We start from the raw sequence: 25,657 nt of genomic DNA, 5'->3' as shown, positions 1-25,657 counted from the left end.
CAAAGCGGAAACGTGATGTATATTTATTGTTAATCAATAGTTAAATAAAATCAATAAGAATTAATAAATTAATAATTATACATTAAAAACAAAAGGTTATCTTGATCACCTCATTACTCACCCTTGCCAGGCTGGGGCTAAAAACCGTTATTTTTGCAATTTATATATTTGCCCGGGGAGTATTAATAATTCAGTTGTTAAAAATTTAATCGTATAATTTAACTTACTTGATCTGGATCAATATTCTGTTTTTAATTAATCGCATCATATCTACATGATCTTTTAAAATGCCTCCATCGCACCAGAGGACACGTTAAAGAATTATAAGGCATCACGGTTTATTCTCATAATTTAGAATAAAAAAGTCCCTATGAGCGAATTGCCGTGGCGTTAATCGAATTATCCTTAACACGTAGAAAAATACTATGAAAACACTCTCAAACGTCAAAGAGCCTCCAAAAGCAGCCCCTGCAGCTGCGGGCAAAAATAAAGCACTTATGCTCCTTTTGCCGGTTTTGGTCGCCGTTCTGTTATTACTCGTCCCCGTACCAGCGGGTCTTGAACCTTATGCATGGCACTTCTTTGCCATCTTCGTCGGCGTCATCGTCGGGCTGATTTTTGAACCCTTGCCCGGCGCAGTGATTGGTCTGACCGGCGTCGTCGTCATCGCCCTGTTCAGCCAGTTCCTGCTCTTTAGCCCGGCAGAACTGGCCAACCCCAAATTTAAAGTGGCAAGTGAGTCCTTTAAATGGGCGGTCAGCGGCTTCGGTAACTCAACCGTCTGGCTGATTTTTGGCGCATTTATGTTCGCTGCGGGCTATGACAAGACCCAGTTCGGCCGCCGTCTGGCATTGATTCTGGTGAAATACCTGGGCCGCCGGAGCTTAACCCTCGGCTACGCCATCACCTTCGCGGATTTGCTGCTGGCCCCTTTCACCCCGTCGAATACGGCCCGCAGTGGCGGTACCATTTATCCCATCATTGCCAATCTGCCGCCGCTTTATGGTTCAAAACCCAATGACCCCAGCGCGCGTAAAATTGGATCTTATCTAATGTGGGTTGCTATCACCGCCGCCTGTATAACCAGCTCCATGTTCCTGTCCGCCCTGGCCCCCAACCTGCTCGCCCTTGCACTGGTCAAAAGCGTCATTGGTTTTGATATTTCATGGGGAATGTGGTTCCTTGCCTTTTTGCCACTGGGCCTGCTGTTGATTCTGACCATGCCGCTGCTGGCGTACTGGTTCTATCCGCCTGAAGTGAAAGTGAATGATGAAGTGCCTCGCTGGGCGATTGCTGAGCTGGAAAAACTGGGTAAGTTGACCCGCAACGAGATCCTGTTACTGGTGTTTGTTGTCTGTGCGCTGCTGATGTGGATTTTTGCCACGGCCTGGATCGAACCGGCCATGGCCGCTCTGCTGGTGATTATCCTGATGCTGTGGACCGGGTACTTAACTGGAACGACATCACCAGCAATAAAGCCGCCTGGAACACCTTTGCCTGGTTTGCCACACTGGTTGCGCTGGCCGATGGTTTAGCCCGCGTAGGCTTTATCGCCTGGCTGGGCAAAGAAGGGGGAATGTTACTGCAGGGATACGATCCTCAAGTGTCTGCTGTGGTGCTGTTGATTGCCTTCTTCCTGCTGCACTACCTGTTTGCCAGTACCACCGCGCATACGACCGCCTTGCTGCCTGCGATGTTAACCATTGCCGCTTCCATTCCAGGTATTAACATGCCCGTGTTTTGCCTGATGCTGTGTACTTCACTGGGTGTGATGGGGATTATCACCCCTTACGGTACCGGCCCAAGCCCTATTTATTACGGTAGCGGCTATTTACCTACAAAAGATTACTGGCGTCTGGGCACCATCTTTGGCGCTATCTTCCTGATTGCTATGATGCTCATCGCCTACCCCTGGATGGTGTGGATGTTCTGATTGTGTCAAATGCATTTCGACGCGTCATACGATAACATGCCAGCACTTGCCAGCCTGTGTTTAGGGCTGGCAAGCATAATAAACAACTCATTCGCCTTTGATGTTGCTCCTGTCAGCCTGCGTTAACGGAGCCAGCACGTCATTAAGTGAGATACTATGTCGAACAAACCTTTTTTTTATCAGAACCCCTTTCCTCTTGCCCACGAGGACACCGAATACTATTTGCTTAGCCCCGACCACGTTTCCGTGGCTGAGTTTGACGGCCAGTCCATATTAAAAGTGGACCCACAGGCATTGACGCTGCTGGCCCAGCAGGCCTTTCATGATGCGTCTTTTATGTTGCGTCCGGCCCACCAGCAGCAGGTTGCGTCAATTCTGGCTGACCCTGAAGCCAGCGATAACGATAAATACGTCGCACTGCAGTTCTTACGAAACTCCGAGATCGCCGCTAAAGGTGTCTTGCCAACCTGCCAGGACACCGGCACCGCCATCATCATGGGCAAAAAAGGCCAGCGAGTGTGGACCGGTGGCGGTGATGAAGCTGCACTGTCGCAAGGGATCTACAATACCTATATTGAAGATAACCTGCGTTATTCTCAGAACGCCGCGCTGGATATGTATAAAGAAGTGAACACCGGCACCAACCTTCCGGCGCAGATTGACCTCTACAGCGTGGACGGTGATGAATACAAATTCCTTTGTATTGCCAAAGGCGGCGGTTCCGCCAATAAAACCTATTTGTATCAGGAAACTAAAGCACTGCTCAGCCCAGGTAAGCTGAAAAATTATCTGGTCGATAAAATGCGTACGCTGGGTACTGCGGCTTGTCCTCCCTACCATATCGCCTTCGTCATTGGCGGCACTTCTGCCGAAAGTACGCTGAAAACCGTCAAGCTGGCATCGACTCACTATTATGATGGTTTACCTACAGAAGGTAACGAGCATGGTCAGGCCTTCCGTGATGTTCAGCTTGAGCAGGAGTTACTGGAAGCGGCGCAGCAGCTTGGCCTGGGAGCACAGTTCGGCGGCAAATATTTTGCACATGATATCCGCGTCGTGCGTTTGCCTCGCCACGGCGCGTCCTGCCCGGTTGGCATGGGGGTTTCCTGCTCCGCTGACCGCAATATCAAAGCTAAAATCAACCGCGAGGGTATCTGGATTGAAAAACTGGAAGCCAATCCTGGGCGCTATATTCCTGAGGCACTGCGCAAGCAAGGTGAAGGCGAAGTGGTTCACATCGACCTCAATCGTCCGATGAATGACATCCTTGCCCAGCTTTCGGAATACCCGGTTTCAACACGTTTGTCCCTGACCGGGACCATCATCGTTGCGCGTGACATTGCCCATGCCAAACTAAAAGAACGCATTGATAACGGTGAAGGCTTGCCGCAGTACATTAAAGATCACCCTGTCTATTATGCGGGTCCGGCCAAAACACCGGAGGGTTACGCATCTGGCTCACTGGGCCCGACGACGGCAGGCCGCATGGATTCGTATGTCGATCTTCTGCAGGCAAATGGCGGCAGCAAAGTCATGCTGGCAAAAGGTAACCGTAGCCAGCAGGTCACCGATGCCTGCCACAAGCACGGCGGTTTTTACTTAGGCAGCATTGGTGGTCCAGCTGCCGTTCTGGCGCAGCAGAGCATCAAGAGTCTGGAGTGCGTGGAGTATGCCGAACTGGGGATGGAAGCTATCTGGAAAATAGAGGTCGAAAATTTCCCGGCCTTTATCCTGGTGGATGACAAAGGCAATGACTTCTTCCAGCATATCGAACGTGAGCACTGCTCGCGCTGTGTGAAATAAACACGCGGCGGAAAACGTTATGAAACGGCCCCGTTACAGGGGCCGTTTTTTTATCATCGTTGCAGACGGAGCATAGCGTCGCTTATGCTTTCGTCGCCTTCGGTCAGCTCAATAATTTTGTGCGAAATTTGCGGTGTTTCGACCAGAGCCACCAGCGTAGCGGCCACATCCTCACGCGGGACCGCCCCGTAAGGAATGGCAAAACCTGCACGTACGGTGCCGCGGCCCGCGACATCGGTTAGCGTACCGGGACGAAGAATCACCCAGTCGAGTTGGCTTTCGACCAGGCGAACATCAGCCAGCCGCTTCACGCGCATGTAATTTTCGAAACCTTCAGATGTCTTTTCGCCACGAGCGGCATCCGGGAAAACTGAGACCAGCAAAAAACGCTTCACACCGGCCTTTTCGGCTGCGGCGACGGCCAGGGACAGCCCCTCGCCGTCAATGGCGTTGGTCAGCTCAATACCCGCGCCTCCCGCCCCAGCGCTAAAAATCACCACATCGTGGTCGGCCATTTTTTGCGCCAGTTGATCCACGGTCAGTTGCTGGAGATCCCCCGCCACGGGAACCGCTCCGGCCGATTTTAGTGCTTCAGCCTGCTCAGGTTTACGATGCAGTGCAGAAACCGCATGTTGCTTAGCGCTGAGCTGTTTCGTGAGATGAGAGCCAACGTTGCCCGCCGCGCCAATAATAAAACATGTCGTCATCTTCCTGCTCCTTTGAAAAAGTCAGATATCAGTATAGACAATAAGCACAGCGGTAATGAGCGCCCGTCGGGGCGCTCCAGGACATGATTAAGGAATGATTTTCTCATGCTTCAGCTTATCGAAAAGCTGAGTGAAGGAATCCAGAGTGCTCCGGTAGCCAGTAAAGCCCGCCTTACGACTTTTACTCATGTCGGTGAAGGCTTCCATTGGTCGCCCCAGATCCGCGTCGGTGTGCCACCATGAGGCCAGACGCGTGATATCCTGTTCAAGCAGGTTTTCACGCTGAGCAAGCGCCTGCCATACGCTGGCCGCCTCCTGCATGCGCCCGTCAAGCGGCATCATTTTTGCCGGATACGCTGCAGCCTCAAGACCAAAATACGCCGCCAGTTTTGGCCACATCCAGTTCCAGCGGAAAACGTCACCGTTTACCGCGTTGAAGTCCTGATTTGCCGCGGCCGGGCTGGTCGCCGCCCACTCAAGTTGCTCAGCCAGAAGACCGGCGTCGGTCATATCCACCACACCATTCCATTGCTCGGGTGAGCCTGGGAAGATAAACGGCCAGCCTTTTTCTTTACATAAGGTGGCGTAAACGGCCAGAGTCTGCCCCATGTTCATGGCATTTCCGAGCGCATAGCCAATGATGGTATGCGGACGGTGAACGCTCCAGCGATAGCCATATTTCTCTGCGCCAGCGAAGACTTCATCCTCCTGGGCATAATAGAAGTTGTCCACCGGCTGACGCCCCTGCTCTTCACGGAAAGGCGTGACCGGCACAGCACCTTTGCCGTAAGCTTCAAATGGTCCCAGATAGTGCTTAAGGCCCGTCACCAGCGCCACATGTGCGCCCTGAAGGCGTTCGCCAAGCGCTTCAATAACGTTGCGGATCATGCCGCCATTGACGCGGATATTCTCTTTTTCACTGTCCTGGCGCGCCCAGACGCTGAAGAACACTGCATCAGGTTTGACGGCTTTCAATGCCGTTTTTACCGCGTCAGGATCGGTTAAATCTGCGGTGAGATTGCTGCAGCCTTCAGGTACCGCGCTGCGGCCCCGTGACAACCCGCTGACCTGCCAGCCTTCGCTGTTTAGCCTTTCTGCTAACGCCCGGCCAATCACACCGCTGATTCCAACAATCAAAGCCTGTTTTTGCATGTTAATTCTCCTCTTTTTGCGTAATGCTAAGCGTAATAGAGAATTTAATTCCTATTTTTGGTAAAAATTCACATCATTATCAACCTGAGTTCATCAATCATGCACGATCAACGTCTTAAAGACATTGTTCCTTTTGTGGCCAGTGTAGAAAGCGGGAGTTTTACCGCTGCGGCTGCCCGTTTACATGTTACGGGTTCTGCCATCAGTAAGAGCGTCAGCCGACTGGAGACACGACTGGGCTCGCGCCTGCTCGAACGCACAACGCGAAAACTGCAACTAACGGATGCGGGCAGCGCCTATTACCAAACCTGCTTACGCGTCATGGAGGAGCTGGCCGAAGCAGAAGCCGTCCTGGCTGCCCAGCGGATTATTCCTTCCGGCCGTCTGAGACTGGCCGTGCCGCATACTTATGGGCGGCTGAACGTGATGCCGTTGCTGATTCCGTTTTGTCAGCAGCATCCCGAGCTTGAATTGAGAATGAGTTTTTCAGATCGCTTCATCGATCTGTTTGATGAAGGCATCGACGTTGCGGTCAGAATTGGCGGCTCCGATGATTTACCCGCATCAATGGGCTGCCGTCACATTGGTCGTGAACGCATGGTGTTTTGTGCCTCGCCAGCGTGGCTGGCACGCCAGGGACGGCCGCAAAATGAACAGGCACTCATGCAGCATCGGGCCATCCTGTATGAACGGGCCGATAACACGCCAAAACCCTGGTTATTTAGTGGTAAAGACGGTCATTCGTACTGGCGGGACGTTCCCTTTCGCATGGCACTGGCTGATGTGGATGCACAACTTCAGGCGGTAATGGCCGGATTAGGCGTTGCACAAATGCCTTCGTGGCTGGTACAGAACGCCGTTGACAGTGGCGAACTGGAAATCTTACTGCCGCAGCAGCAACCCGAGGGGCTGCCACTGAATGTGATTTGGCCCCGGCGTAAGCAGCTCCTGCCCAAAGTGGATGTTTTATTAACCACGCTCACGCAGTTAACCATTCGTTGATTGCGAGAGAATTTTATCGCTTTTTCACAGGGTGAGTAACGGGACAGGGCGCGTAACCGAGCCTCATTGTTACGTTTATGCCTGCGCTGCCCGAATCGGATGGGCAGGTTATGTCATAATATTTCAGTACTTTCTGGTCAACCCAATGGTGTTTATAATGGAGTGGCGCTAACGTAGAGGCATTTCAATCCGCTCAGACGTAGGGACAGAGGCGATATGGCAGCAAGGGCGGTAAGCGTTAAAAAAATCGAAGGTTGTGAAATGTTGCCGGAACCTGACAGTGAACGGCTGCGTTTATGCTGAGTCTGCTCTTTCGCCTGATGATACTGACCACAATGGCACTCACGCTGGCGGGATGCGCACGCTCAGATGCATTATGGGCGGTGACGGACAACGTTTGCATGGTGAACTATCACTACACGGGTCACCCTTCACCCTGTCAGCAGATCTATATTCCAGAGGGCAAACGGCAGGGTTTTAGCATTATTCAAAACCCTCGTTATCCCTATCATTTCATTCTGGTTCCCACGATTCCGGTATCCGGTATTGAAAGCCCGTGGCTATCAAGGCCTGGCCGTCCAGATTATTTCGGCTACGCCTGGCTGATGCGTTATCAGTTGATGTCTCAATACGGCAGGCCTGTGCCGGAGGAGATGCTGGGCATGGCAATCAACTCGGCCTGGGGCCGCAGTCAGAATCAGCTACATATCCACCTTACCTGCCTGCGAGAAGATGTTTACAGGCAGTTAAGGGCTGAACGCCCCTATATTCAAGATGCGTGGCATCCCCTGCCCGATAAGCTCTTAACGCATACTTACTACGCCCGGCGTGTCCTTCAACCTACAGCGATGGGCATTTACCCTATCGCGTCCGTTGCTCACCACTTTCGCCTGACGCCGCCTATGCTGGCTGAATATGGCGTCGCGTTAGTGCCTACAACGTTCTCGGGTGAAAAAGGGTTCATCCTGCTGGCAACCCGCCGCGGCTGGGATAAAGGCAATCGCGCCTCCGTTGAGTCTTTACTGGATAAGCGATGTGACATTCTGGATCCAAAAAATCATTACATTTTAAATAATTAACTCACTTATTAATGTGAAATACACCGAACCCACGCCTTCAACGGCTGATGCTCCCGAGGTGGATGAAATTAGTGTTCGGCCCCTTGCACCGTCGCCAGAGAATGTGGACAACAGTGTGGCCCTGCATGGATACCTCTCACCACAGCACGGCCTTCAGAGCTTACCGCCGCTAGACCAGATTACATAAAAAGTGAATTTTTTCATTTTGTAACTTTAACGTTATGTTACCTGGTGTTTTTGCTGCCATGATTCATGGCGTTACTTATTGAAATGTGTTGGTCACCCAAACCTTACTATTGCTACAGGGAAAATCACATGTCACAACGGTCACTTCAGGCACTGTGTCTGATGAGTTTTTTTCTGGCCGACGTCAGAGACGGTCTGGGACCATTTTTAGGCATTTTTCTGACAGAACGCCACTGGAGCCCGGATGAAATAGGCCTGGTCATGACGTCAGGCGGCATTGCAGGGCTCCTCTCAACATTGCCCGCAGGCGTGGTGGCGGATGCGACGCGCTATAAACGTCTTGTCATCCTGACAGGATGCATCGTGATTACCGTTGCGACCTTGTTACTCTGGTACAGCAACCAGTCCTGGACGGCGATCATTTCACAGATCGTTGCCGGCATTGCTGCCGCCTTTATTGGCCCGACCGTAGCAGGGATAACACTGGGCCTGACGGGGCAAAAAGGGTTCAACCACCAGATGGGGCGAAACGAGGCTTACAACCATGCCGGAAACACCCTGGCGGCTGTACTGGCTGGATTCGCTGCCTGGAAATGGGGACTCGGCGCCGTTTTCATCTTAATGATGATAATGGCCGTCTTTGCCGCCATCGCGACGCTGGCGATACGTGGAGAGGATATCAATCATGAGGTCGCGCGCGGATTAGAAGACAATCAGTCTCAAAAGCCGACTGTGAGCCTGTGGATCCTGGCGCGCAAACCCGCACTGCTGGTAACCGGTTTGACTTTACTGCTGTTTCATCTGGCCAACGCCGCACTGTTGCCCATGCTGAGTATGCGCGTGGCCTCATCAACCGGGCCGGATGCGGTCGATCCCGGTTTGTATGCTGCGGCCACGGTCGTTATTTCTCAGTTGGTGATGATCCCCGTCGCCATTTACGTTTCACGTCGTGTGGACAAAATTGGCTATCGCTATTTGATCATGACGGCCCTGTTGATGATGCCGCTACGGGCGCTTATTGCGGCAGAATTTCCAGAGACGCTATTCGTTATTCCGGTCCAGGTGCTTGATGGCATTGCGGCAGGAATACTGGGCGTTGCCGTGCCGGGCTACATCGTCTCCCTGCTGCGCGGAAGCGGGCACGTTAATGCGGGTCAGAGTGTGGTGATGCTAATGCAAGGCGTAGGCGCATCCATGAGCCCGGCGATGACGGGGCTGATTGTGGCTCGCTATTCCTACAGTATTGCCTTTAGCGCATTGGGTTGTATCGCCCTGGTGGCCTTACTGCTGTGGTGGAGTACCGGACGATCGCCGGCGGCTGAACCTGCATAATTAACACTAATCTGCCAGCAATCTCACGCTGGCGGATTCTGCTTTGCCCCTGAATACCGCATGCAACAGGCGACTCCGCCATCCTGAGTTCCGGACAAAAGGGACTCAGGCACCACCAGATGTGCCAAAATGTAAATAAAGGTAAAAAATGATTTATGGCCATCTTACTCAATAATTAGTCTTTTTTTCTGATTACTTGCAAAAAATTACATTCATGGACTATGTTTTCTCGCTGCGGTTAAGAACGCTCTATCATTAATGTCATTGGCCTCTTATAGCTTTCTCTTCCTTTATTTCCGTTAACCTCGCTGACTGGCTGCGAAAGCTATAGGTCGTCTTCATTTAAGTAGTTTGAGGAAAATATGGATACAAACCGTTCATCGTCACCCAGGCCCAAAAAACATTTCTGGAATAAAAAGCAAAAAAAACTCACGGTCGACGACATAACCGTTATCGACAATGACATGTTAAAACGCGCTGTGGGTGCCGCCGCATTAGGTAATGCCATGGAGTGGTTTGACTTTGGCGTCTACAGCTACCTGGCTGTCATCATTGGTAAGGTCTTTTTCCCCGATGCCAATACGGCAATTCAGTTGATCGCGACCTTCGGTACCTTTGCAGCGGCGTTTTTAGTACGCCCACTGGGCGGTCTGGTATTTGGTCCGCTGGGTGACCGAATCGGACGTCAGAAAGTGCTGGCCATCACCATGATCATGATGTCGATAGGCACATTTTGCATCGGCATCATTCCATCCTATGCCTCAATCGGCATCATGGCACCCATCCTGCTTCTGGTGGCCCGACTCGTTCAGGGATTCTCAACCGGTGGCGAATATGGCGGTGCAGCAACCTTTATAGCAGAGTATTCGACAGACAAACGTCGTGGTTTTATGGGAAGCTTCCTGGAGTTCGGTACTTTAGGCGGCTACCTGCTGGGTGCCTGTCTGGTGACCGTAATGACGAGCTTTATCTCATCAGAAGCCATGATGTCCTGGGGCTGGCGCGTGCCCTTCTTTATTGCCGCACCCCTTGGCTTGTTCGGCCTGTATGTGCGTTTGAAACTCGAGGAAACACCGGCTTTTAAACAACATATGCAGAAGCAGGAGGAGCTGGAGCAGAGTAAACCGCGCCTGACGCTCTTCAAAATGTTAAGTCAGCACCGCGTGCCCATGATGAAGTGTATCGGGCTGGTCTTGTTGTTTAACGTTTCCAACTACATGCTGACCTCGTATATGCCCAGCTATCTTACCGGCGTACTGGGCTTGCCCGAGCTCAGCGGGCTGCTGCTGGTGATGATTGTGATGTTTGTCATGATGCCGTTAACGCTGATGTGGGGCCGCTGGACCGATCGAATTGGTCGTCGCCCGGTGATTGGTTTCGGTGCAGTGGGCCTGATCCTGCTCGCTATCCCCTGCTTTATGTTGATCGGTTCACATAATATGTGGGCAGTCTTTGGCGGTCTGCTAGTACTGGGGATTCTGCACACCTGCTTCAGTGGCACCATGCCCTCAACGCTACCCGCGCTTTTTGCCACTGATATTCGTTACAGTGCACTGGCGATCGGCTTCAATCTTTCGGTTTCACTGTTTGGCGGCACCACACCTTTACTTACCGCATGGCTGGTTGATACCACGCAAAATACCATGATGCCGGCGTACTACATGATGGTTGCAGGGGTGGTGGGATTACTGACGATTCTGACGGTACGTGAAACGGCCCGTAAGCCCTTAACCGGCTCTTCTCCTGCTGTCGCAAGCGAAGCCGAAGCCCAAAGCCTGATTAATAAAATGGACAGAAAGGCTGAATCCGATCAACCCGCGCCCGCTGACGCGAAATAACCCGCCGTTTTCAGCCAAAACACCCTGTCTGCAGGGTGTTTTTTTATATGTAAATCCAGTTTAGTCATTACCAAACCGGGCCACCGTGCTGGCCGCACCCAGGGCATGTCCTTTGAGTTTCTTCAACAGCTCGTCATGAGTCAAACCCGGCTCAAGCGCAGAAGGTGCAAGATCCGTGGCAATCAGCACGAAGTTATAATGGTGAATGCCTGAACCGACAGGCGGACAGGGGCCGTAGTAATGGGCGGTGCCCGGTGAGTTTTTCCCACCCGTGTAACCTTTCCCCGTTGTCAGCTCACCCTGAGCAAAAGCACTGCGTTCAGAAGCAATGTTGTAAGCCACCATATGACTCACCCCGAGACCTTTAGCCCCCACGGGATCGGTCATCAGTAAGGCAAAGCTTTTGGTACCCGCCGGACTCTCTGACCAGTTAAGTTCGGGTGATACGTTTTCGCCGGTACAGGCCGCATTACTTTTATTCGCACCGGCAAATTTTTTATCTAACAAGCCATTATCGCTGAAGTCTTTCGACTGCAGGGTTAAAGCCAATGCAGCAGGGCATAAAAAGATGAACAGCAGACAAGAAAATTTTTTCACCTGATACTCCTGTGTTATCGAGAGGTTATCCTGGGACGAGAGCGAAATTCATCTAATCCACAGTGAAACAGTATATGTCTCAAAACCCGACTGAGAAGCGCGACAGGAGCCCACAGAAAAAAGGAGAAGTGAAATAAAAACGGCAGTTCGCCGGGGGGACAGGCCTTCAGGATCGGCCTGTGAAGGGGAATGAGGCTTATTTTACTGTCATTTTTCAGGGTGAAATCGCCAGTATTTAGCCCCATATTACCGGTAGCAAACCGGCATGACGCCTTTTTTTATTTACACAAAAGACTTGATACTTGATCTGAGTCACAAAAATCCGCATGATCTGCATTAAACATCTAAACAGGTATTGAGGCCAAAATGACACTTTATCAACATATGCTGGTCTTCTATGGGATTGTTGCCTCGGTAGCGGCACTCATCACCTTCTTTATCGCCAAAGACAAACTCAGCATCAAACTGTTGAGCGCTTTTCTGGTTGGTGCAACCTGGCCTATGAGTTTTCCGGTAGCATTAATGTTCGCGCTATTTTGAAATTTCTCCCCCTGTAGGTCAGATACATCGTTGCCTGCTGCACGGTCTTCACACTTCAATAAGACACTTTCACCAGACAATTTTGCATAACGTTGTCATGGCGCAACAGCTGCCCTTTACTGTTCTGTAAAACCTGCTTTTTCCTGTAACTCATGGCTGCAATCATCGCCATAGCGTGCCCTTTTGACAGACGCCTTTTGTCATGCAACGCAGTTGGTGACCTGGTGACGTCGCAAGATACCCGTTTTTAGCAGCGCGCCATCGCCCGCCACCGAAAGGCAAAATCGCAGTTAAAGTACTGATTCTAATGAATATTACTCCCCACCTTTATTCTGAACCCTGGTATTTTATTTCAGCATAACGGGCCGTCACTTGCTTCAGGTGCATTTCCAGTTGAGACCGGGCAGCGGCAGGTAACGGTTGGCCCGCAGGATGTTGTGACAATGCCCGCAGTTGCTCTTCAGCCGGTATGGATTGGTTAAAGGACTGCATAGTGGAAAAAACCACTGATTTCAGCTCGCTGACCGTCATGTATTTTCCCTTTTGTTCATCGAGTCCGTTCAGTCTGTCACTCAACTTTTGGAGTGACATCATTCCCTTATACCAGCCATTTAGCTGTTCTGCTGACAAAGCGGCAGCATGGCGTTGTTGCTGCCATTGCTGCGCCAGCGGTTTCGCCTGCTCTGGCCACAGCGCCTGAGCCTGCTCGACAAGTTGTCGGCTGTAGTCAATATTCCATCCCGGCGAAAGTTGGTCCAGGCGGGTCAGTTGTTGCTGCGTCTGTGCAATAAAGTCCTGCGGCTGGGGAATCTGCTGACGCAACCTAATCACCTGTTCAGAGGTGAGAGTGGCAGGTAAAGGCGCCAGGGAGGCGACAAGCTGAGTCTGTAACGGGTCAGGCTGGTGAAGAGAGTGCCAGCCCCACACTGCGGCTGTGCTTATTACCAGCATGGTACTCATCCCGGCAAGAAAGGGTTTCCACTTTTTTGCCGGCACCGGTATTGCTGCCAGTACGTCCACATTGGCCTGGTGTTCCGGCTGCGCAACGTACACCCACTTCACTGAGCTACCTTGCCCTGAGGAGTTTTCAAATGGCCCGCCAGCCTGAGAAACTGCTGACATTCCCGCGTCCTTTACCGAGGGGGCAGGCAGCACGTAACCTGGCTGACTCGTCGCCGTTGCAGGGATTGTGTCATCGCTGTTTTCCAGCCGGGCAGCACTGTTGTGCATCAGGCTACGCAGGGTATCCAACTGGCTGAGATGCTTAAGCTCCAGGCGCTGCAGCACCTCCCCCATAGCGCTGAGACGTTGCTCTGCCCGATACAGCTGACCGAGGTCGCTATAATTCAGCGGGAGCGAGCGCATCCGCTGCTGCAGGCGCTGGCTCAAACTGCTGATAATTTCCATACGGGCGTGAACAGGCTGCGGCCAAAGCGAGCCCCACTGATGGCTGATCAGCGCCTCCAGTATCGCCAGACCTTCATTGAGACCGAATAATCCGGCAAGTTGCATACGGGCAAGCGTATACCAGGCCGCGGTCTGCAACTCCACACCGTTCTGCTCAAACAGTGAAAGGCAGAGCTTTTCGACATAGTGCCAGTTCACATCAGGCCGCGCCGGATGTGACAGCTTGCTCAGTTCATTGCGCAGGGAAGCATAATCCGGCAGCGTGCGCGGGTCACCACCGGTTTTGATTTTACGTGAGGTAATGTCATTCATGACCAGTTATCCATTTGACGTGTCGGTAGCGGTGGAAAATATTGCGGTTTCGCTTTCTGCAGAGTCGGAAGGTTGCAGAGACTGTCGCGCGACCAAATTTGCGATATATTCCCTTTCATGCGAGGCCGCTCCATCGCGGAAAATCCCGGGGCTGTGAACGGCTACCTATTCAGCCCGGTATCTTTCAGCCACGCATCTATCGGTTTCTGAAGCTGCACCTCGCCCGGATAAAACTCAGCGAGACTGACCTGACGCCCGGGGACGACGGGAACAGATCTACCGTTTTTTTGAGGAAACGTGAGGGTAATGACAGACCGTTATCAGGCTTCACAGACGGGTTTAGTCAAGATATTGCTGTTGCTTAAGATGCCTCAACAGGACCCGCCCCTCTGGCATAAACTCGGTGCCATAGCGCACCAGCCCTATACCTTTGAGTTCAGCGTCAATGGCATAGCGCAGCTCACCGGGGACTTTTTGTTCTAGCATGACAACCGTTATTTTTTTCAGGCGTGGCTCATACCTGAGCAGAACTGCAGATAAGGTGCCCATCATTTCATGGGCCGTACCTGGCATGCCTTGCAGGATTTTGGTCATGTCTGGCAAACCGTAATCCGGCAAATGCGCCAGCGTTCCGGCGCGACAGTTGAGGATTCGCTGCATGTTATCCAGCACTGAGAGGATAACCTGGTTTTCCTCACTCACCTGATGGAGGCTCAGACCACCGGAGAAATTGCCGGCGAGTATTTCATACAGTGAGGGGGATTGATGAAACTGAGGCATTAGTCATCCTTTGGCGATAATAATTTTAGATAATGACTCCCGGCTTCAATCACTCGCGCCTCGTCAGGATCGAGTGCTTCGCGGTCAATCGTCAACTTCCAGGTATTTTTCACCGTATCCGGGTCCCGAAACAGCCCGGCAACCGCCACGTATTTCGCGTCGTCTTCCATGGGCATATTCAGCGAGACATCACCACCGGGCTTCAGCACGACATTGCGCATGGCAAGTAAATCCCCACCAAGTGTCGTTTCTCCCTCATTCAACAATTGCTGATAGACGCTGCTGTCGAAGGTTTTGATGTCTTTGAGCTGATAAATGCGTAGCACTACCGATTGAGACAAGGCGTTGTTCTCCCGCGCGTCCGTATTCAGGGCTTCACGCGCGGTGAAATCCAGATGTAGCACCTTAATCTTTTTATAAAACACCGCGCTAAAGGCCGATTTGGTCCCATCACTGACGCTTTGGGTCAGACCGCAACCGGAAAGCGCGATTGCCAGCATGGGCATCGTCCAGCAGCGCCTGCTCTTCCAGCGCCAGCGCGGTAAGTTGTGCTTTCAGGCGCACAATGGCGTCCGGAACGGTATCAAGACTCATACGTACACGTGCGGCGGCAGTATCCAGCAGATCCACGGCCTTGTCCGGCAGTTGGCGGCCGGTTAAATAACGTCGGGAAAGCGTAACGGCAGCCCGCACCGCATCGTCGGTAATGTGCACGCCGTGATGTTCGGCATAGCGGGATTTCAGGCCCCGCAGCATCAGGCAGGCGGTGTCATCGTCGGGCTCGTCCACTTTCACCATCTGGAAGCGACGTTCCAGCGCGGCATCGCGCTCGAAGTACTGCTTATATTCAGACCAGGTTGTTGCGGCAATAGTGCGCAGTTCGCCACGGGCGAGTGCGGGTTTCAGTAGGTTAGCGGCATCGGCACCGCCCGCCTGGTTGCCCGCCCCGATAATGGTGTGCGCCTCATCGATAAACAGCAGTATCGGCACCGGCAACTGCTGCACGGCATCAATGACGTTTTTGAGGCGCTGTTCGAACTCGCCTTTTACGCCCGCACCTGCCTGCAACAACCCGAGATCAAGGGTGCGCAGAACAACCGGCTTGAGAGATTCCGGGACGTTGCCCTTTGCTATACGCAGCGCCAGGCCTTCAACCAGCGCGGTTTTACCCACGCCTGGTTCACCGACCAGGATCGGGTTGTTTTTACGACGACGGGAGAGGATGTCCACCATCTGGCGGATTTCAGTGTCGCGACCAAACACCGGGTCAATTTTGCCTTCTCTGGCTTTAGCGGTGACGTCGAGAGTGAATTTATCCAGCGCGTTCTGCAGGGCCGGACTGAACTCACCCTCTTTCAGCTCTGCACCGACCGGGCGGCCAACAAACGCCACCTCACTGCCATGCTCCTGGGCCAGTTCAACCTCAAACTGCAGCTCCGGACGTTCGTCGGACTGCGCATCCAGCAGCGGTCGCAAGCGATCCAGTTGTCCCCGGCCCAGCGTCAGTAGCGGCCACAGACCATCGCAGCGGGCCAGACTCTGTTTTTCAACCAAGACCATCAACAGGTGGTGACTGCGGATCTGTTCTTCACCGTTGAGCGAAGCAATCAGCCAGGCTTCCTGCATCAACACCTGGAGAGGTTTGGAGAGTTGTGGACGTTGGCGCACTGAGCGCGGTTGTCGATCCAGCCAGCCCAGCAAATCCTGCCAGATGCTGTCCATATCCCACTCATAACGCCGCGCCAGTACCGTGAGATCACCCTCGCCCTGCTCCAGCAGTTTCAGCAGCCAGTGCTCCGGCAAAATTTCCGCGTGGGCGCGGATCTGGCAGAGCGAAGCCGCCCCTTCCATTGCACGGGCACAGTAAGGGTTCAGACGTCGCAACAGGATGGCTGGATTTTCCATGAATCTCTCTCTTTGTCGGTTCCTGGACAGGCTACCGCCCCTCGCTGTTTCCCGTGAAGGGGACCAAAGCGCATACGGTCAGGCGGGCAGTTTGTGGTTTTCTTTGCTGAAAGCCCGCTTCATACAGGCACTCAGCAAAAAACTGCGGACAGGAAACCCTGTCCGCATCGGGCTTACGCGGTAGCGCGTTCGTTCCAGGAATCGGAATGGATGATGTTGCCGTCTTTATAGGTCCAGGTGATTTTTTCGTAACGCAGTTCGATGCGCTCAAGGTGGTTGTGCTTCTCAAAAGAAGGATCCTTGATGTCATGCATCACGGGGTTCACCTTCACCACCTTCACGTTTTCCAGTTTGGTGTTGAAGTACTCCACTTCCTGACCCGCATCGTTGATTTTGTACCATTTGAATTCCGCAGACTTGAGGGTCTGACCGGTGGTTACCGCTTTGTAGAGATACGGGCTGGATGAATCGATTTCCTTGGTGAACAGGAACGGCGTATGAATACGGGTGCCGGTCAGCTTGCCGGTGTTGTTATCGGTCGGGATGTACAGGTTGTGCGCCTGCGCGACCACTTCGATGCTGCCTTCACGATCCTGAACGTCAACCGAACCCTTTATGTCCGCGCCGCCGTCGTCTTGTAGCCAGAGATAAACAGGAATTGCCATGAAATTACTCTCCATTGTGTTGTGATGCGCCATCATCCTGCGATGACGCCAGGGGGTAATCCGGTATCTGACAGGCATTCGCCTGAGGTACCAGACTGATTTCGACACGGCGGTTGAGCGCGCGCCCTTCCGGAGTGCCATTGGCAGCGACAGGGCGGCTTTCACCATAGCCCTGCACCGCGAAACAGCTTTCCGGTACGCCGCCGGTATCACGCATCCAGTTACGCACCGCTAGGGCACGCTTCAGAGACAGCGCCTGGTTTAATTGCGGATTGCCGGTGTTATCGGTATGCCCGGATACGATAATCAGCCAGCCTGGCTTCGCTTTGATGCCGACCAGTGAGTTCACCAGCATTTTGGTGGACCCGTCTTTCAGCGCCGATTTGCCGGAATCAAACAGCGACATACTGTCGAGCCGCACGATTGTCGGAACCGGAATGGATGCTGGCCGGGGTTCTGCCGGCACGGATGAAGGCACGGAGGGCGGTACATACGAACGGATAGCATCCAGCACCGGCATTCGCAGGCGCTCGCCTTGGTACAGACCGAGGCTCATCCGAACCGGTACGCCATTGCGCGCCCAGCTATCCAGTTCTGCCGCCTCGTCACGTAGAACGGCAACGGCATCGGCCTTAGCTTCAAAATCATGCATCGGGATACGGTCATAGCGGGCAATATCGAAGCTCACGCGATGCAACAGCTGGCGATTGTTCCAGCCACTGCTGAGCAGAGCAGCAAGGGCTACAAGGGTGAAAAGAGTGCATGCATAGCCTAAGGTTTTGCCACGGGGCGTCATGCCCTGCCCTTGCGGCAGCAGCGGCAGAATAAAATTCGGGAGTGGGGAGAGAACCGAACCGTTCGTTTCGGCTGGTTGCCATCCCGTCACCTGCCGCATTGCGGTGTGACGCGAAAGCCACGCCGACCAGAGCGACGTCGCCAGGCTTCCGGTAAGGATCGGCCCCATTCCCCACAGCACTGCGGCAGGTACGATGACAGGAACATCGGCGTTCTCATCCATGAAGACAGGCTGGACATGCTGACAGAACCAGCCTCTGAGGCTGTTCATTATCACCTGCTGCTGCATCGCCGGTGCCCCTCCAGTGGTGCCCCATTCAGCGATTGACGACGGTGCTGAGGACTCACGCCAGATCCTCACCCCTTCCCCCGCGATAGCCGCCTGCCAGAGCAGTTCATTTGTCATCGCGCTGCCGATCTGACAATTCAGAATCAGCGGCACAGAATGACCGGTTGCTTTACGCAGTTGGCTGATTTGCCAGCGCAGAGTCAGCAGACGCCGGGTCAGGGCTTCGCTGTCAGCCTGTTTTTGTGGGCAGATACAAACCATCACCGACAGCTGACCTCCCCAGTCAGGACGTAGCCACAGCACCTGACGGGCGGCCTGCTCCGGGTCCTGCTGGTCCTCCACGCGGATCCAGCATCCCTGCGTGACAGTGTGTACCGGTGACTGCTGCATACATGCCAGCGGCAGATCGCCACAGATCAGCACCACGGGCTGACGATAAGAGGCTTCTGGCAGATCATCCAGTTGCAGGATGACATTCTGCTCCGCACGACGACTGGCCACAGACCAGAATGCGATGATTAGCCCCAGAACGGTAAGCAGAATGAGCACAGAAACCAGTCGGGATACAGGCAGGAAACCCAGGCAGACCACTGCACTCAGCAGGGCGGCCCACAGCGCAAGTCCGCGCTGTTGAGCGGGGCTCATTTTACGGCTCCCGGCAACAGGGTAAGCAGCGTCTGATCCAACCAGTGATCCAGTCCCCACCAAAGTGCGGCCACCACGACAGCGCTCAAACCAATACGCACGGGCCATGATGCCATCCAGCCGCCCGAGCCCCGTCTGATACGGCTTTCCACCAGTAGCGGATGGGTTTGTGGATAGCTGAACGGCGCAACATGTTCGCTAAGTGCGTTGACGAGTTTTTGACGTTCCGGATCGTCCAGCGCGCGAAAACTGCCGAGAAAGCCCAGCATCATGACCCGCTGAAAGCAGGTCACAACGGCAAGGTCGGGAGCCGGTTCACGCAGGACACCGCGCATCCGATCGCACAGCGTATCTCCGGCGTCCATGGTGCCAAGAAAGTGTCCCTGCAGGGGAATGTCATACCACTGCACGCAGGCATCATCTTCCACACCGCGACCTTTGACCGCCTCATCGAGCAGCGCGCACTGCGCTGTGAGAATATGCTGACAGCTGGCTTCATCGAGTTGGCCCGCTTTCAGCTCACGCTGCACACGCTCAACATCAGCAATGCAGCGCTCCCACAACGTGCGCCCTTCGCCATCCTGAAACATCGGACCGTGACGCAGGCTGATCACCTGCAGCCAGGTGTCCTGCAGCAGGGCATCAATATCAATGGACGCGGCCGGGCCGCGTTTATGCTCACTCATGTTCTCAGTACCGCAAAGAGTTCAAGTTCAGGCTCACCGAGCATGCCAGGCACGTAAAACATACAGGTGCCGCCCTGAAGCATTTCGGTGGCAAGGGGATGAGAGACATCCAGGCTGAAATACTGGTTTTCCAGACGCAGCGGAATGGCTGCCGGCACATGGCGCAGTGGCGTCAGCGGTACGCCCACCCGTGATGAATTGACGATACTCCTGACATGATCGGGACTACCAACCTTGCACTGATGCGGGAACTGTTCCTGCAGTTGTGCCGCTGGCATCGGGGATCGCACAGAGAGATAGTAATCCGCCCCTTCGCGCAGACGTGGGTCATGCAAACGCGCCTGCCAGAAGTGAAGCCGGGCATCATGCTCAAGCTCAATCGCCACCACCCGCGACGGCAGGCTGGCTTCCAGCAGGTCGCCCAGCAGGTCAAAGAGCGGCGGGAAGACGTTATTCAGTTGCTCATGCTGCCAGACAGGAATCGCACTCACCTGGTGTTCGAGTGAGAAGGTCAGCAGGCTGCCTGCAAGCCGCGCAAGTTCCGGATACAGACGCTCCGGCGGGCTTTGCAGATGACGCTGAAACTGCCCCAGCACAGGCGCAGCGCTGTTGAGGGCATTAAGCAGCCAGAACAAGGACACGTCGGCCACGGCAAAATCAGCCATACGTTCGTTACTTTCACGGCGCATGGCCATCAGACGACTTAGACGGGCACGTAGTTGCGTCATCAGCTGTTCCAACTGACTCACCAGCCAGCGGCTGCCCCGGATGGACAGAAGGGGAGGAAGAAACGTCTCATCAAGTTGCCATGAACCCTGCGAATCCTGCTGCAGGCGGGCAACCGGGCAGGTCAGATAATCGCTGTTGTCCTGATGGGCAAACCGCAGCGTCAGCGCTGGCTGCATCACCGCAATCTGACGGATATCGTCGCCAAACGTATTGCGTACATCGCGCCAGCACTGGCGATAACGAACCGGACGCTCGGCCACCTCATCAGGTTTAAGGCAGTTGCCACCATTCGCCCGCAGCAGCGGAAGCGCCAAAACCACCACCACGTCCTGTAACTCATTTTGCAGCGCCAGCACCGGCGGTAGATCGTCAGCATTATCCGTATCGATTAGCGTCCCGTCAGGGAAACGAATGTGCAAATGGCGGGCCTGCAGACGCCCCAGCGTCAGGGTTTCCGGTTCAAATGCCACATTTATCACGCCCCAGGGCTGTGATAACCCCATTCTGGCGATACTTTCGGCAGACCAGGCCGCATACGCGACCTGTTGCTGGAAGTGTTGAGGAGAGACCATTACGCCCCTGCCCCATAACGGTTGTTCCGTTTTCATCGGCTTCCTGCCTTAGCTTATGATTTCGCCTTGGGCATCTGAGAAACCAGTGACAGGTTGACGTCCATCCCCTCTACCTGGAAATGCGGGATCGCGTACAGTTTCACGCGGAAGAAACCCGGGTTATCCTCAATATCTTCCACTGTCACTTTTGCGTCACGCAGTGGGTGAGAAGCCTGTAGCTCATCACCCGGATCGCTCATTTCCGTTACCAGACTGCGCACCCAGGTATTCAATTCCAGCTCCAGTAGACGACGATCTTTCGTCGTACCGATGTTTTCACGCTGGATAAGCTTCAGATAGTGCGCAATGCGCGACAGCAGGAAAATGTATGGCAGACGGGCATTGATACGGCTGTTGGCCGTTGCATCCGCTGTGTCATAGAGTGCCGGTTTCTGGGTCGAGTTCGCCGAGAAGAAGCACGCATAGTCACGATTGCGGTAATAGGACAAAGGAATGAATCCCAGATTGGCAAATTCAAATTCTCGTGTTTCAGGGATCATCACCTCACTCGGGATCTTCACCTGATTGCCAGTGCCCAGATCGTACAGATGGATTGGCAGGTCCTGAACGGCACCACCGGCCTGTGGGCCACGAATTTGCACGCACCAGCCGTTATTGATGAAGCTGCGCACCATATTGGAGGCAAAAGCAAACGAGGCGTTGGTCCACAGATATTTGTCGTGATCCGGGCCTTTCACTTCTTCCACGTAATTGAAGCTACGAACAGGCACGGTGTCCGGGCCATACGGCAGGCGCCCCAGTACGCGCGGCATGACCAGACCGATATAGCGGGAATCGTCTGTTTCGCGAAAAGATTTCCACTTGATGTATTCTGCGCGGTCAAAGTAATTACCAATATCCTTGATGGCCGCCACTTCCTCCATGGAGCCCTTAAGGAAGAACGCCGGGCCGGCAGAGCCGATAAACGGCATATGCGCAGCGGCAGACACTTTCGAAATGTTGCGTAGCAGAGCGACATCCTGCGCAGATGCATCAAATTCGTAAGCGGAAATCAGCGCGGCAATCGGCTCGCCACCCGGCGTATCGTATTCATCGATATAGGTATGTTTATACAGCCCGCTCTGGATAATTTCGGGGCTGTCTTCGAAGTCCTGACGCAGGTCTACTTTAGACATATCCAGCAGTTCAATTTTGACGTTCTGACGAAAATCAGTTTTGTCGACAAGGGATTTCACGCCGCGCCACAGGCTTTCTACTGCCTGAAAGTCCTCATGGTGCATAACGGCATCAAGCTGACGACTGATCTGGTCATCCAGCGCCGCGATGTGATGGTCAATCAGATGCTTGTCGAGTTTTTCAACTTTTGAGCCTGATTTTGTCAGGCATTCGATAAACACCTGCATGCCGGCAGTTAATCGTTCATCGGCAGTCGCATCCGACATCGCCTGTGCATCCTGCCAGATATCCAGCGCACTCAGCTCAGAAACCGGGTTTAGATTAATTTTTTCAAACAGGGACGCATAAACGCCACCTGCAGCAGGACGTTCTAGCACCACATTCTCGCCGCCAGTGGCATTCTCATTTTTTACAGACATCAACATCTTCCTTATTAATCCGTTAAAAGGTCGTGACCGTTATGGCTGTTTAGGCGCCAGCGCAGACAGCTCAGATCGGAGCTCTGCACTTAAGGCCGGATCGAGCAGAATTTTTTCCAGCTCTTTTCGAAAAGTCTGGTTATCCAGTAAATTTGCTTTTAAATCACGCAGCAAATTGCGCATGGAAAGCATGGCCTTCAGTTGAGGTATTTGGCGGGAAACCTGCTCTGGAGAAAAATCCTGCATGCTCTGGAATGACAGGCTGATGTTTTCTTCGCTGTCGTCATCGGCAAGCGTATTTTTAACAGTCAGGTTTAATTTTGGGGAATATTCAGAAAGCACGGCGTCAAAATTATTTTTGTTAAGATTAACTTTTTTGCGTTCAGGCAGCGGTGCAGACTCCTGACCATTACTGAAGTCGCCCGCCACAAGTAATTTCAGAGGGAGCTCAGTTTTCTTGCTTGCGCCCCCCGTATGCAGATCCAGTTTTAAATTAATACGTGCCTTTGGCACTTCACTCTGAAAACTATCCGTCATCTCATCATCCCTCGATTTATTGCTGCACACACTTTTGAGACCAAAATTATATACACGCAAAATTGGAATAATGATCGAAACAAGATCAAATTTACCGACCTTTAATCCTAAAAATTATTTTTATTAAGAATTTTCCACTGATTAACAATGTCGAACACCTGTAGCCCACCAGAAGATTGGTCTACCGCTAATACAATGAACAAACGTTAATATCGTAGTAACAAGAACGTACAGGGAATCGGGAATATAACGATCTCGAATTGACTCAAATCATTGCTCAGGAAGCGGGAATACCCATAGCCTTTCAAGGCTGACATTGGGCATAGGAAGAAGATAAAAATAGCGTATCCGATAAGCGGAAAGTCATAACCTTATTTCACGTGAGGAACATGCCAATTGTTACAGGGAAGACTTCCCAGGTTTACGTACCGAAGGCGAGCCTGTCATCAACGTTTAAAACGATAAGCCCTCAGTTCAGTCATCCTGTCACATCGGGTACAGTTACAGGCTGAAACCGGGGCATAACTGACAATGCCATTATCAGCCAGCATCGTTAGCCAGAAACACAGGCGTCTTTAGCCACGCGTAAAAACAGCCTTCCTGTTGCTCTTTCCGTCCATTTTATAGCGCCACGTGGTTTATAAGGCCGTAGCGTCATGGGTTGTCATATTCCAAAATGAATCACCAGAATGTGGGTAAATAACGCGCGAGCATGGGTCAGGAAGAAGCGCGCACAAAAATGCCCATTTACGCGTGAAAGAGACTACGCGCGATGCGCTTTAGAGCCTGTTTTGTGCCGCAGAGACGCGATAATCGGCTGAGGTGACCCTGGCCTGTGAGCGAAGCATGAAGAGAACACTGATAGCGCGTGGAGCCCGCACCAGCTATTTTTAGAATTCTGTAAGGCGTTCCCGGCGCTGCCAGCACTGCGCCGAGTCTGAATGCCACCGCCGGGCGTCAACCTAAACAATCCTGTCTTTATCAGGTGCGATCTTATCCGCCCTCCGGATAAACCGTTTCAAGAATGATTGCCGCCCGACCTCAGGCCAGATTCCCGGCGTTAATATCTTTGCCGTTTCGCCCTGCTCCTCGTACTCAGGCCCGATCGTGCGTTGCGTTGGCCTCCGCCTCACTTTGTTGCTGCTTTGCCAGTGTCCGGGCGAGAAGCGTTGAATACAACGGCGTTCCGCCGAAATATTGCGCGGACAGGGTAGCCCCAAGGCAGGTAATAATCATCGGCAAAATAAGCTGATAATTATTCGTCATCTCCAGCACCAGAATAATGCCGGTCAAGGGTGCGCGTACCGAGGCCGCAAATAACGCCCCCATGCCCGCCACCGCAAAGGTTGCCGCTTCAAGATGATACGCCGGAAACATCGCGACACAGAGTTGTCCGACGCTGATGCCGAGTAATGTGCCGAGCGTCAGCATCGGCGCGAAAATACCGCCTGGCGCCCCGGATGCGAAACACAGTAAGGTGATCAGCGCGCGAAGAAAAAACAGGGAGAGTAAAGCGGCGGAGGTGTATGTACCGGCTGAAAAGTCAGGAATTAACGTAATACCGCCAGTGACGGCCTGAGGCAGTACCAGCCCCAGCAGACCACATGATCCGCCCAACACGGCACCGCCCAGCACCCAACGCGAGGTCCGGCCCTTGTGAAGCGTTTGAAACAGATCCTGCAGCGTGAATATCAGACGATTAAAGGCCACACCGCAGCCGCCAAATAAAATCCCTAACAGCAAATATAACCACAGGGTTTGTATCGGCGCATCTTTCAGTTGCCCGATGTTAATAATGGGTTCGTTACCGTTCAGCGCGCGAAAAACAATGCTTGAGGTAATGACGCCAACAAAGACGGCTTTGATAGAAATAAGGCTAAAGCGAAACTGCAGGCGCATCTCTTCAATGATGAACAGGATGCCGGCCAGTGGGGCATTAAAGGCGGCGGCCAGGCCAGAAGCCGCACCGGTCGCCAGAATAGTGTGACGGGATTCAGAAGACCGCATGCGGAAGATATCCAGACACATGCGGCCAATGTTGCCGCCAATCTGTACTGTCGGCCCTTCTCGCCCAAGCACCATGCCAGAGCCCAGCGCGCCCAGCCCCCAACGAACTTAACCGGTAAAACTCGCCACCAGCGTACGGGCCTTAACTCCTCCAGCGCACCTTCTATTTCAGGAATGCCTGAACCACCTGCTTCAGGTGCAAATCGCCTGACAAGAAAATAGCCTGACGCTGCCAGCCCTGCGGAAAAAACAAAGCCAAAAATGCCCATTAATAAGGCATTAGTTTCAAACTGGCTCAGCCAGTGGAGGCGGGAATGTATGACCCAATTTACCGCTCTGTCGAATGCCACCGCCGTCAGGCCCGTTAATACGCCCACCAGCGCGGCGAGCAGTAATAAGGCAACCGGCGTTTTATCTCGCCGAATAAGATATTGTAACAACCGTAGCCGACGGGGGCGAAAAAGACCGGGTCGGTTTGAGACAAAAGCGCGCATGCCTGACCTCAAAATTAGCGTGCTGAACAGCACCAACAATGCAAATTAAATCCAGAGGTTATCGTATCCC

General features: G+C 53.2%; 18 protein-coding genes and 3 pseudogenes. 7 read left to right on the top strand and 14 right to left on the bottom strand.

What is annotated here, in order from left to right:
• Window positions 1-425 precede the first annotated feature (425 nt).
• Window positions 426-1,933 (top strand): annotated as a pseudogene (locus tag GKC68_RS22825) (DASS family sodium-coupled anion symporter).
• A 156-nt stretch (window positions 1,934-2,089) separates the two neighbouring features.
• The gene (fumA, locus tag GKC68_RS22820; protein ID WP_014598272.1) at window positions 2,090-3,736 is read left to right on the top strand and encodes a class I fumarate hydratase FumA; all 1,647 of its coding nucleotides are present in this window, start codon (window positions 2,090-2,092) and stop codon (window positions 3,734-3,736) included.
• Window positions 3,737-3,789: 53 nt separating this feature from the next.
• On the opposite strand, the gene GKC68_RS22815 is transcribed toward fumA, so the two are convergent.
• Both GKC68_RS22815 and GKC68_RS22810 read right to left on the bottom strand, forming a co-directional pair.
• On the bottom strand, window positions 3,790-4,443 hold the full coding sequence (locus GKC68_RS22815) for an SDR family oxidoreductase (protein ID WP_342656916.1): 654 nt from the start codon (window positions 4,441-4,443) through the stop codon (window positions 3,790-3,792).
• Between the two features lie 87 nt (window positions 4,444-4,530).
• On the bottom strand, window positions 4,531-5,595 hold the full coding sequence (locus GKC68_RS22810) for an SDR family oxidoreductase (protein ID WP_028722657.1): 1,065 nt from the start codon (window positions 5,593-5,595) through the stop codon (window positions 4,531-4,533).
• Window positions 5,596-5,694: 99 nt separating this feature from the next.
• Here GKC68_RS22810 and GKC68_RS22805 point away from each other — a divergent pair, with 99 nt between their 5' ends.
• From GKC68_RS22805 to proP, 4 genes are all read left to right on the top strand, one after another.
• Window positions 5,695-6,597 carry a LysR family transcriptional regulator gene (locus tag GKC68_RS22805; protein ID WP_028722656.1) on the top strand — a complete coding sequence of 301 codons (903 nt, stop codon included), beginning with the start codon at window positions 5,695-5,697 and terminating at the stop codon, window positions 6,595-6,597.
• 296 nt (window positions 6,598-6,893) lie between these two features.
• Window positions 6,894-7,676: a CDP-diacylglycerol diphosphatase gene (locus tag GKC68_RS22800; protein WP_206116433.1), complete on the top strand. Its 783-nt coding sequence runs from the start codon at window positions 6,894-6,896 to the stop codon at window positions 7,674-7,676.
• A 315-nt stretch (window positions 7,677-7,991) separates the two neighbouring features.
• A complete protein-coding gene (locus tag GKC68_RS22795) occupies window positions 7,992-9,194 on the top strand; it encodes an MFS transporter (protein ID WP_047713675.1) in 1,203 nt (400 codons plus the stop codon).
• 362 nt (window positions 9,195-9,556) lie between these two features.
• Window positions 9,557-11,032: a glycine betaine/L-proline transporter ProP gene (gene proP, locus GKC68_RS22790; RefSeq protein ID WP_047713676.1), complete on the top strand. Its 1,476-nt coding sequence runs from the start codon at window positions 9,557-9,559 to the stop codon at window positions 11,030-11,032.
• A gap of 60 nt (window positions 11,033-11,092) precedes the next feature.
• On the opposite strand, the gene GKC68_RS22785 is transcribed toward proP, so the two are convergent.
• A complete protein-coding gene (locus GKC68_RS22785; RefSeq protein WP_052177093.1) occupies window positions 11,093-11,629 on the bottom strand; it encodes a YbhB/YbcL family Raf kinase inhibitor-like protein in 537 nt (178 codons plus the stop codon).
• A gap of 366 nt (window positions 11,630-11,995) precedes the next feature.
• Between GKC68_RS22785 and GKC68_RS22780 the strand changes: the two genes are divergently transcribed.
• Window positions 11,996-12,169 carry a GhoT/OrtT family toxin gene (locus tag GKC68_RS22780; RefSeq protein WP_014333244.1) on the top strand — a complete coding sequence of 58 codons (174 nt, stop codon included), beginning with the start codon at window positions 11,996-11,998 and terminating at the stop codon, window positions 12,167-12,169.
• Window positions 12,170-12,496: 327 nt separating this feature from the next.
• Here GKC68_RS22780 and GKC68_RS22775 read toward each other — a convergent pair whose 3' ends face one another.
• The 11 genes and pseudogenes from GKC68_RS22775 to clcA form a co-directional block, all read right to left on the bottom strand.
• Window positions 12,497-13,888, bottom strand: a complete 1,392-nt coding sequence (locus GKC68_RS22775) for a VasL domain-containing protein (RefSeq protein WP_342656915.1) — start codon at window positions 13,886-13,888, stop codon at window positions 12,497-12,499.
• A 339-nt stretch (window positions 13,889-14,227) separates the two neighbouring features.
• Window positions 14,228-14,668 (bottom strand): type VI secretion system baseplate subunit TssE, encoded by a 441-nt coding sequence (tssE, locus tag GKC68_RS22770; protein WP_110146465.1) that lies wholly within the window; start codon window positions 14,666-14,668, stop codon window positions 14,228-14,230.
• Window positions 14,668-15,174, bottom strand: coding sequence for a type VI secretion system lipoprotein TssJ (gene tssJ, locus GKC68_RS22765; protein WP_342656914.1), 507 nt, complete (start codon window positions 15,172-15,174; stop codon window positions 14,668-14,670). The genes tssE and tssJ overlap by 1 nt, the downstream gene beginning before the upstream one ends.
• Window positions 15,158-16,573, bottom strand: a pseudogene (locus GKC68_RS22760) (AAA family ATPase); the annotation flags it as partial. The gene tssJ and the pseudogene GKC68_RS22760, both read right to left, overlap by 17 nt.
• Window positions 16,574-16,746: 173 nt before the next feature.
• Window positions 16,747-17,238: a type VI secretion system effector Hcp gene (gene hcp, locus GKC68_RS22755; protein WP_089528446.1), complete on the bottom strand. Its 492-nt coding sequence runs from the start codon at window positions 17,236-17,238 to the stop codon at window positions 16,747-16,749.
• Between the two features lie 4 nt (window positions 17,239-17,242).
• Window positions 17,243-18,967: an OmpA family protein gene (locus GKC68_RS22750; RefSeq protein WP_264238827.1), complete on the bottom strand. Its 1,725-nt coding sequence runs from the start codon at window positions 18,965-18,967 to the stop codon at window positions 17,243-17,245.
• A complete protein-coding gene (gene tssL, locus GKC68_RS22745) occupies window positions 18,964-19,653 on the bottom strand; it encodes a type VI secretion system protein TssL, short form (RefSeq protein ID WP_047713659.1) in 690 nt (229 codons plus the stop codon). Before tssL ends, GKC68_RS22750 begins: the two co-directional genes overlap by 4 nt.
• Window positions 19,650-20,990 carry a type VI secretion system baseplate subunit TssK gene (gene tssK / locus GKC68_RS22740; RefSeq protein WP_047713658.1) on the bottom strand — a complete coding sequence of 447 codons (1,341 nt, stop codon included), beginning with the start codon at window positions 20,988-20,990 and terminating at the stop codon, window positions 19,650-19,652. Before tssK ends, tssL begins: the two co-directional genes overlap by 4 nt.
• 17 nt (window positions 20,991-21,007) lie before the next feature.
• Window positions 21,008-22,555, bottom strand: coding sequence for a type VI secretion system contractile sheath large subunit (gene tssC / locus GKC68_RS22735; protein ID WP_342656913.1), 1,548 nt, complete (start codon window positions 22,553-22,555; stop codon window positions 21,008-21,010).
• A gap of 33 nt (window positions 22,556-22,588) precedes the next feature.
• Window positions 22,589-23,086 (bottom strand): type VI secretion system contractile sheath small subunit, encoded by a 498-nt coding sequence (tssB, locus tag GKC68_RS22730; RefSeq protein WP_047713656.1) that lies wholly within the window; start codon window positions 23,084-23,086, stop codon window positions 22,589-22,591.
• 1,095 nt (window positions 23,087-24,181) lie between these two features.
• A pseudogene (clcA, locus tag GKC68_RS22725) lies at window positions 24,182-25,587 on the bottom strand (H(+)/Cl(-) exchange transporter ClcA).
• Window positions 25,588-25,657: the final 70 nt, after the last annotated feature.

The sequence above is a fragment of the Pantoea sp. RSPAM1 genome (genome assembly GCF_038816185.1).
Lineage (GTDB): Bacteria > Pseudomonadota > Gammaproteobacteria > Enterobacterales > Enterobacteriaceae > Pantoea > Pantoea ananatis.
Note: the sequence above shows the minus strand (reverse complement) of the source record. Positions and strands in the feature narration are given on the sequence as shown.

Excerpts from the sequence above, each read along its gene's own strand:
- GKC68_RS22810 (WP_028722657.1), bottom strand. The coding sequence starts at position 5,595 with ATGCAAAAACAGGCTTTGATTGTTGGAATCAGCGGTGTGATTGGCCGG.
- GKC68_RS22815 (WP_342656916.1), bottom strand. The coding sequence starts at position 4,443 with ATGACGACATGTTTTATTATTGGCGCGGCGGGCAACGTTGGCTCTCAT.
- GKC68_RS22795 (WP_047713675.1), top strand. The coding sequence starts at position 7,992 with ATGTCACAACGGTCACTTCAGGCACTGTGTCTGATGAGTTTTTTTCTG.
- GKC68_RS22780 (WP_014333244.1), top strand. The coding sequence starts at position 11,996 with ATGACACTTTATCAACATATGCTGGTCTTCTATGGGATTGTTGCCTCG.
- GKC68_RS22750 (WP_264238827.1), bottom strand. The coding sequence starts at position 18,967 with ATGAGCCCCGCTCAACAGCGCGGACTTGCGCTGTGGGCCGCCCTGCTG.
- GKC68_RS22800 (WP_206116433.1), top strand. The coding sequence starts at position 6,894 with ATGCTGAGTCTGCTCTTTCGCCTGATGATACTGACCACAATGGCACTC.
- fumA (WP_014598272.1), top strand. The coding sequence starts at position 2,090 with ATGTCGAACAAACCTTTTTTTTATCAGAACCCCTTTCCTCTTGCCCAC.
- tssK (WP_047713658.1), bottom strand. The coding sequence starts at position 20,990 with ATGAAAACGGAACAACCGTTATGGGGCAGGGGCGTAATGGTCTCTCCT.
- tssB (WP_047713656.1), bottom strand. The coding sequence starts at position 23,086 with ATGACGGATAGTTTTCAGAGTGAAGTGCCAAAGGCACGTATTAATTTA.
- tssE (WP_110146465.1), bottom strand. The coding sequence starts at position 14,668 with ATGCCTCAGTTTCATCAATCCCCCTCACTGTATGAAATACTCGCCGGC.
- tssJ (WP_342656914.1), bottom strand. The coding sequence starts at position 15,174 with ATGCCCATGCTGGCAATCGCGCTTTCCGGTTGCGGTCTGACCCAAAGC.
- hcp (WP_089528446.1), bottom strand. The coding sequence starts at position 17,238 with ATGGCAATTCCTGTTTATCTCTGGCTACAAGACGACGGCGGCGCGGAC.
- GKC68_RS22805 (WP_028722656.1), top strand. The coding sequence starts at position 5,695 with ATGCACGATCAACGTCTTAAAGACATTGTTCCTTTTGTGGCCAGTGTA.
- tssL (WP_047713659.1), bottom strand. The coding sequence starts at position 19,653 with ATGAGTGAGCATAAACGCGGCCCGGCCGCGTCCATTGATATTGATGCC.
- GKC68_RS22775 (WP_342656915.1), bottom strand. The coding sequence starts at position 13,888 with ATGAATGACATTACCTCACGTAAAATCAAAACCGGTGGTGACCCGCGC.
- proP (WP_047713676.1), top strand. The coding sequence starts at position 9,557 with ATGGATACAAACCGTTCATCGTCACCCAGGCCCAAAAAACATTTCTGG.
- tssC (WP_342656913.1), bottom strand. The coding sequence starts at position 22,555 with ATGTTGATGTCTGTAAAAAATGAGAATGCCACTGGCGGCGAGAATGTG.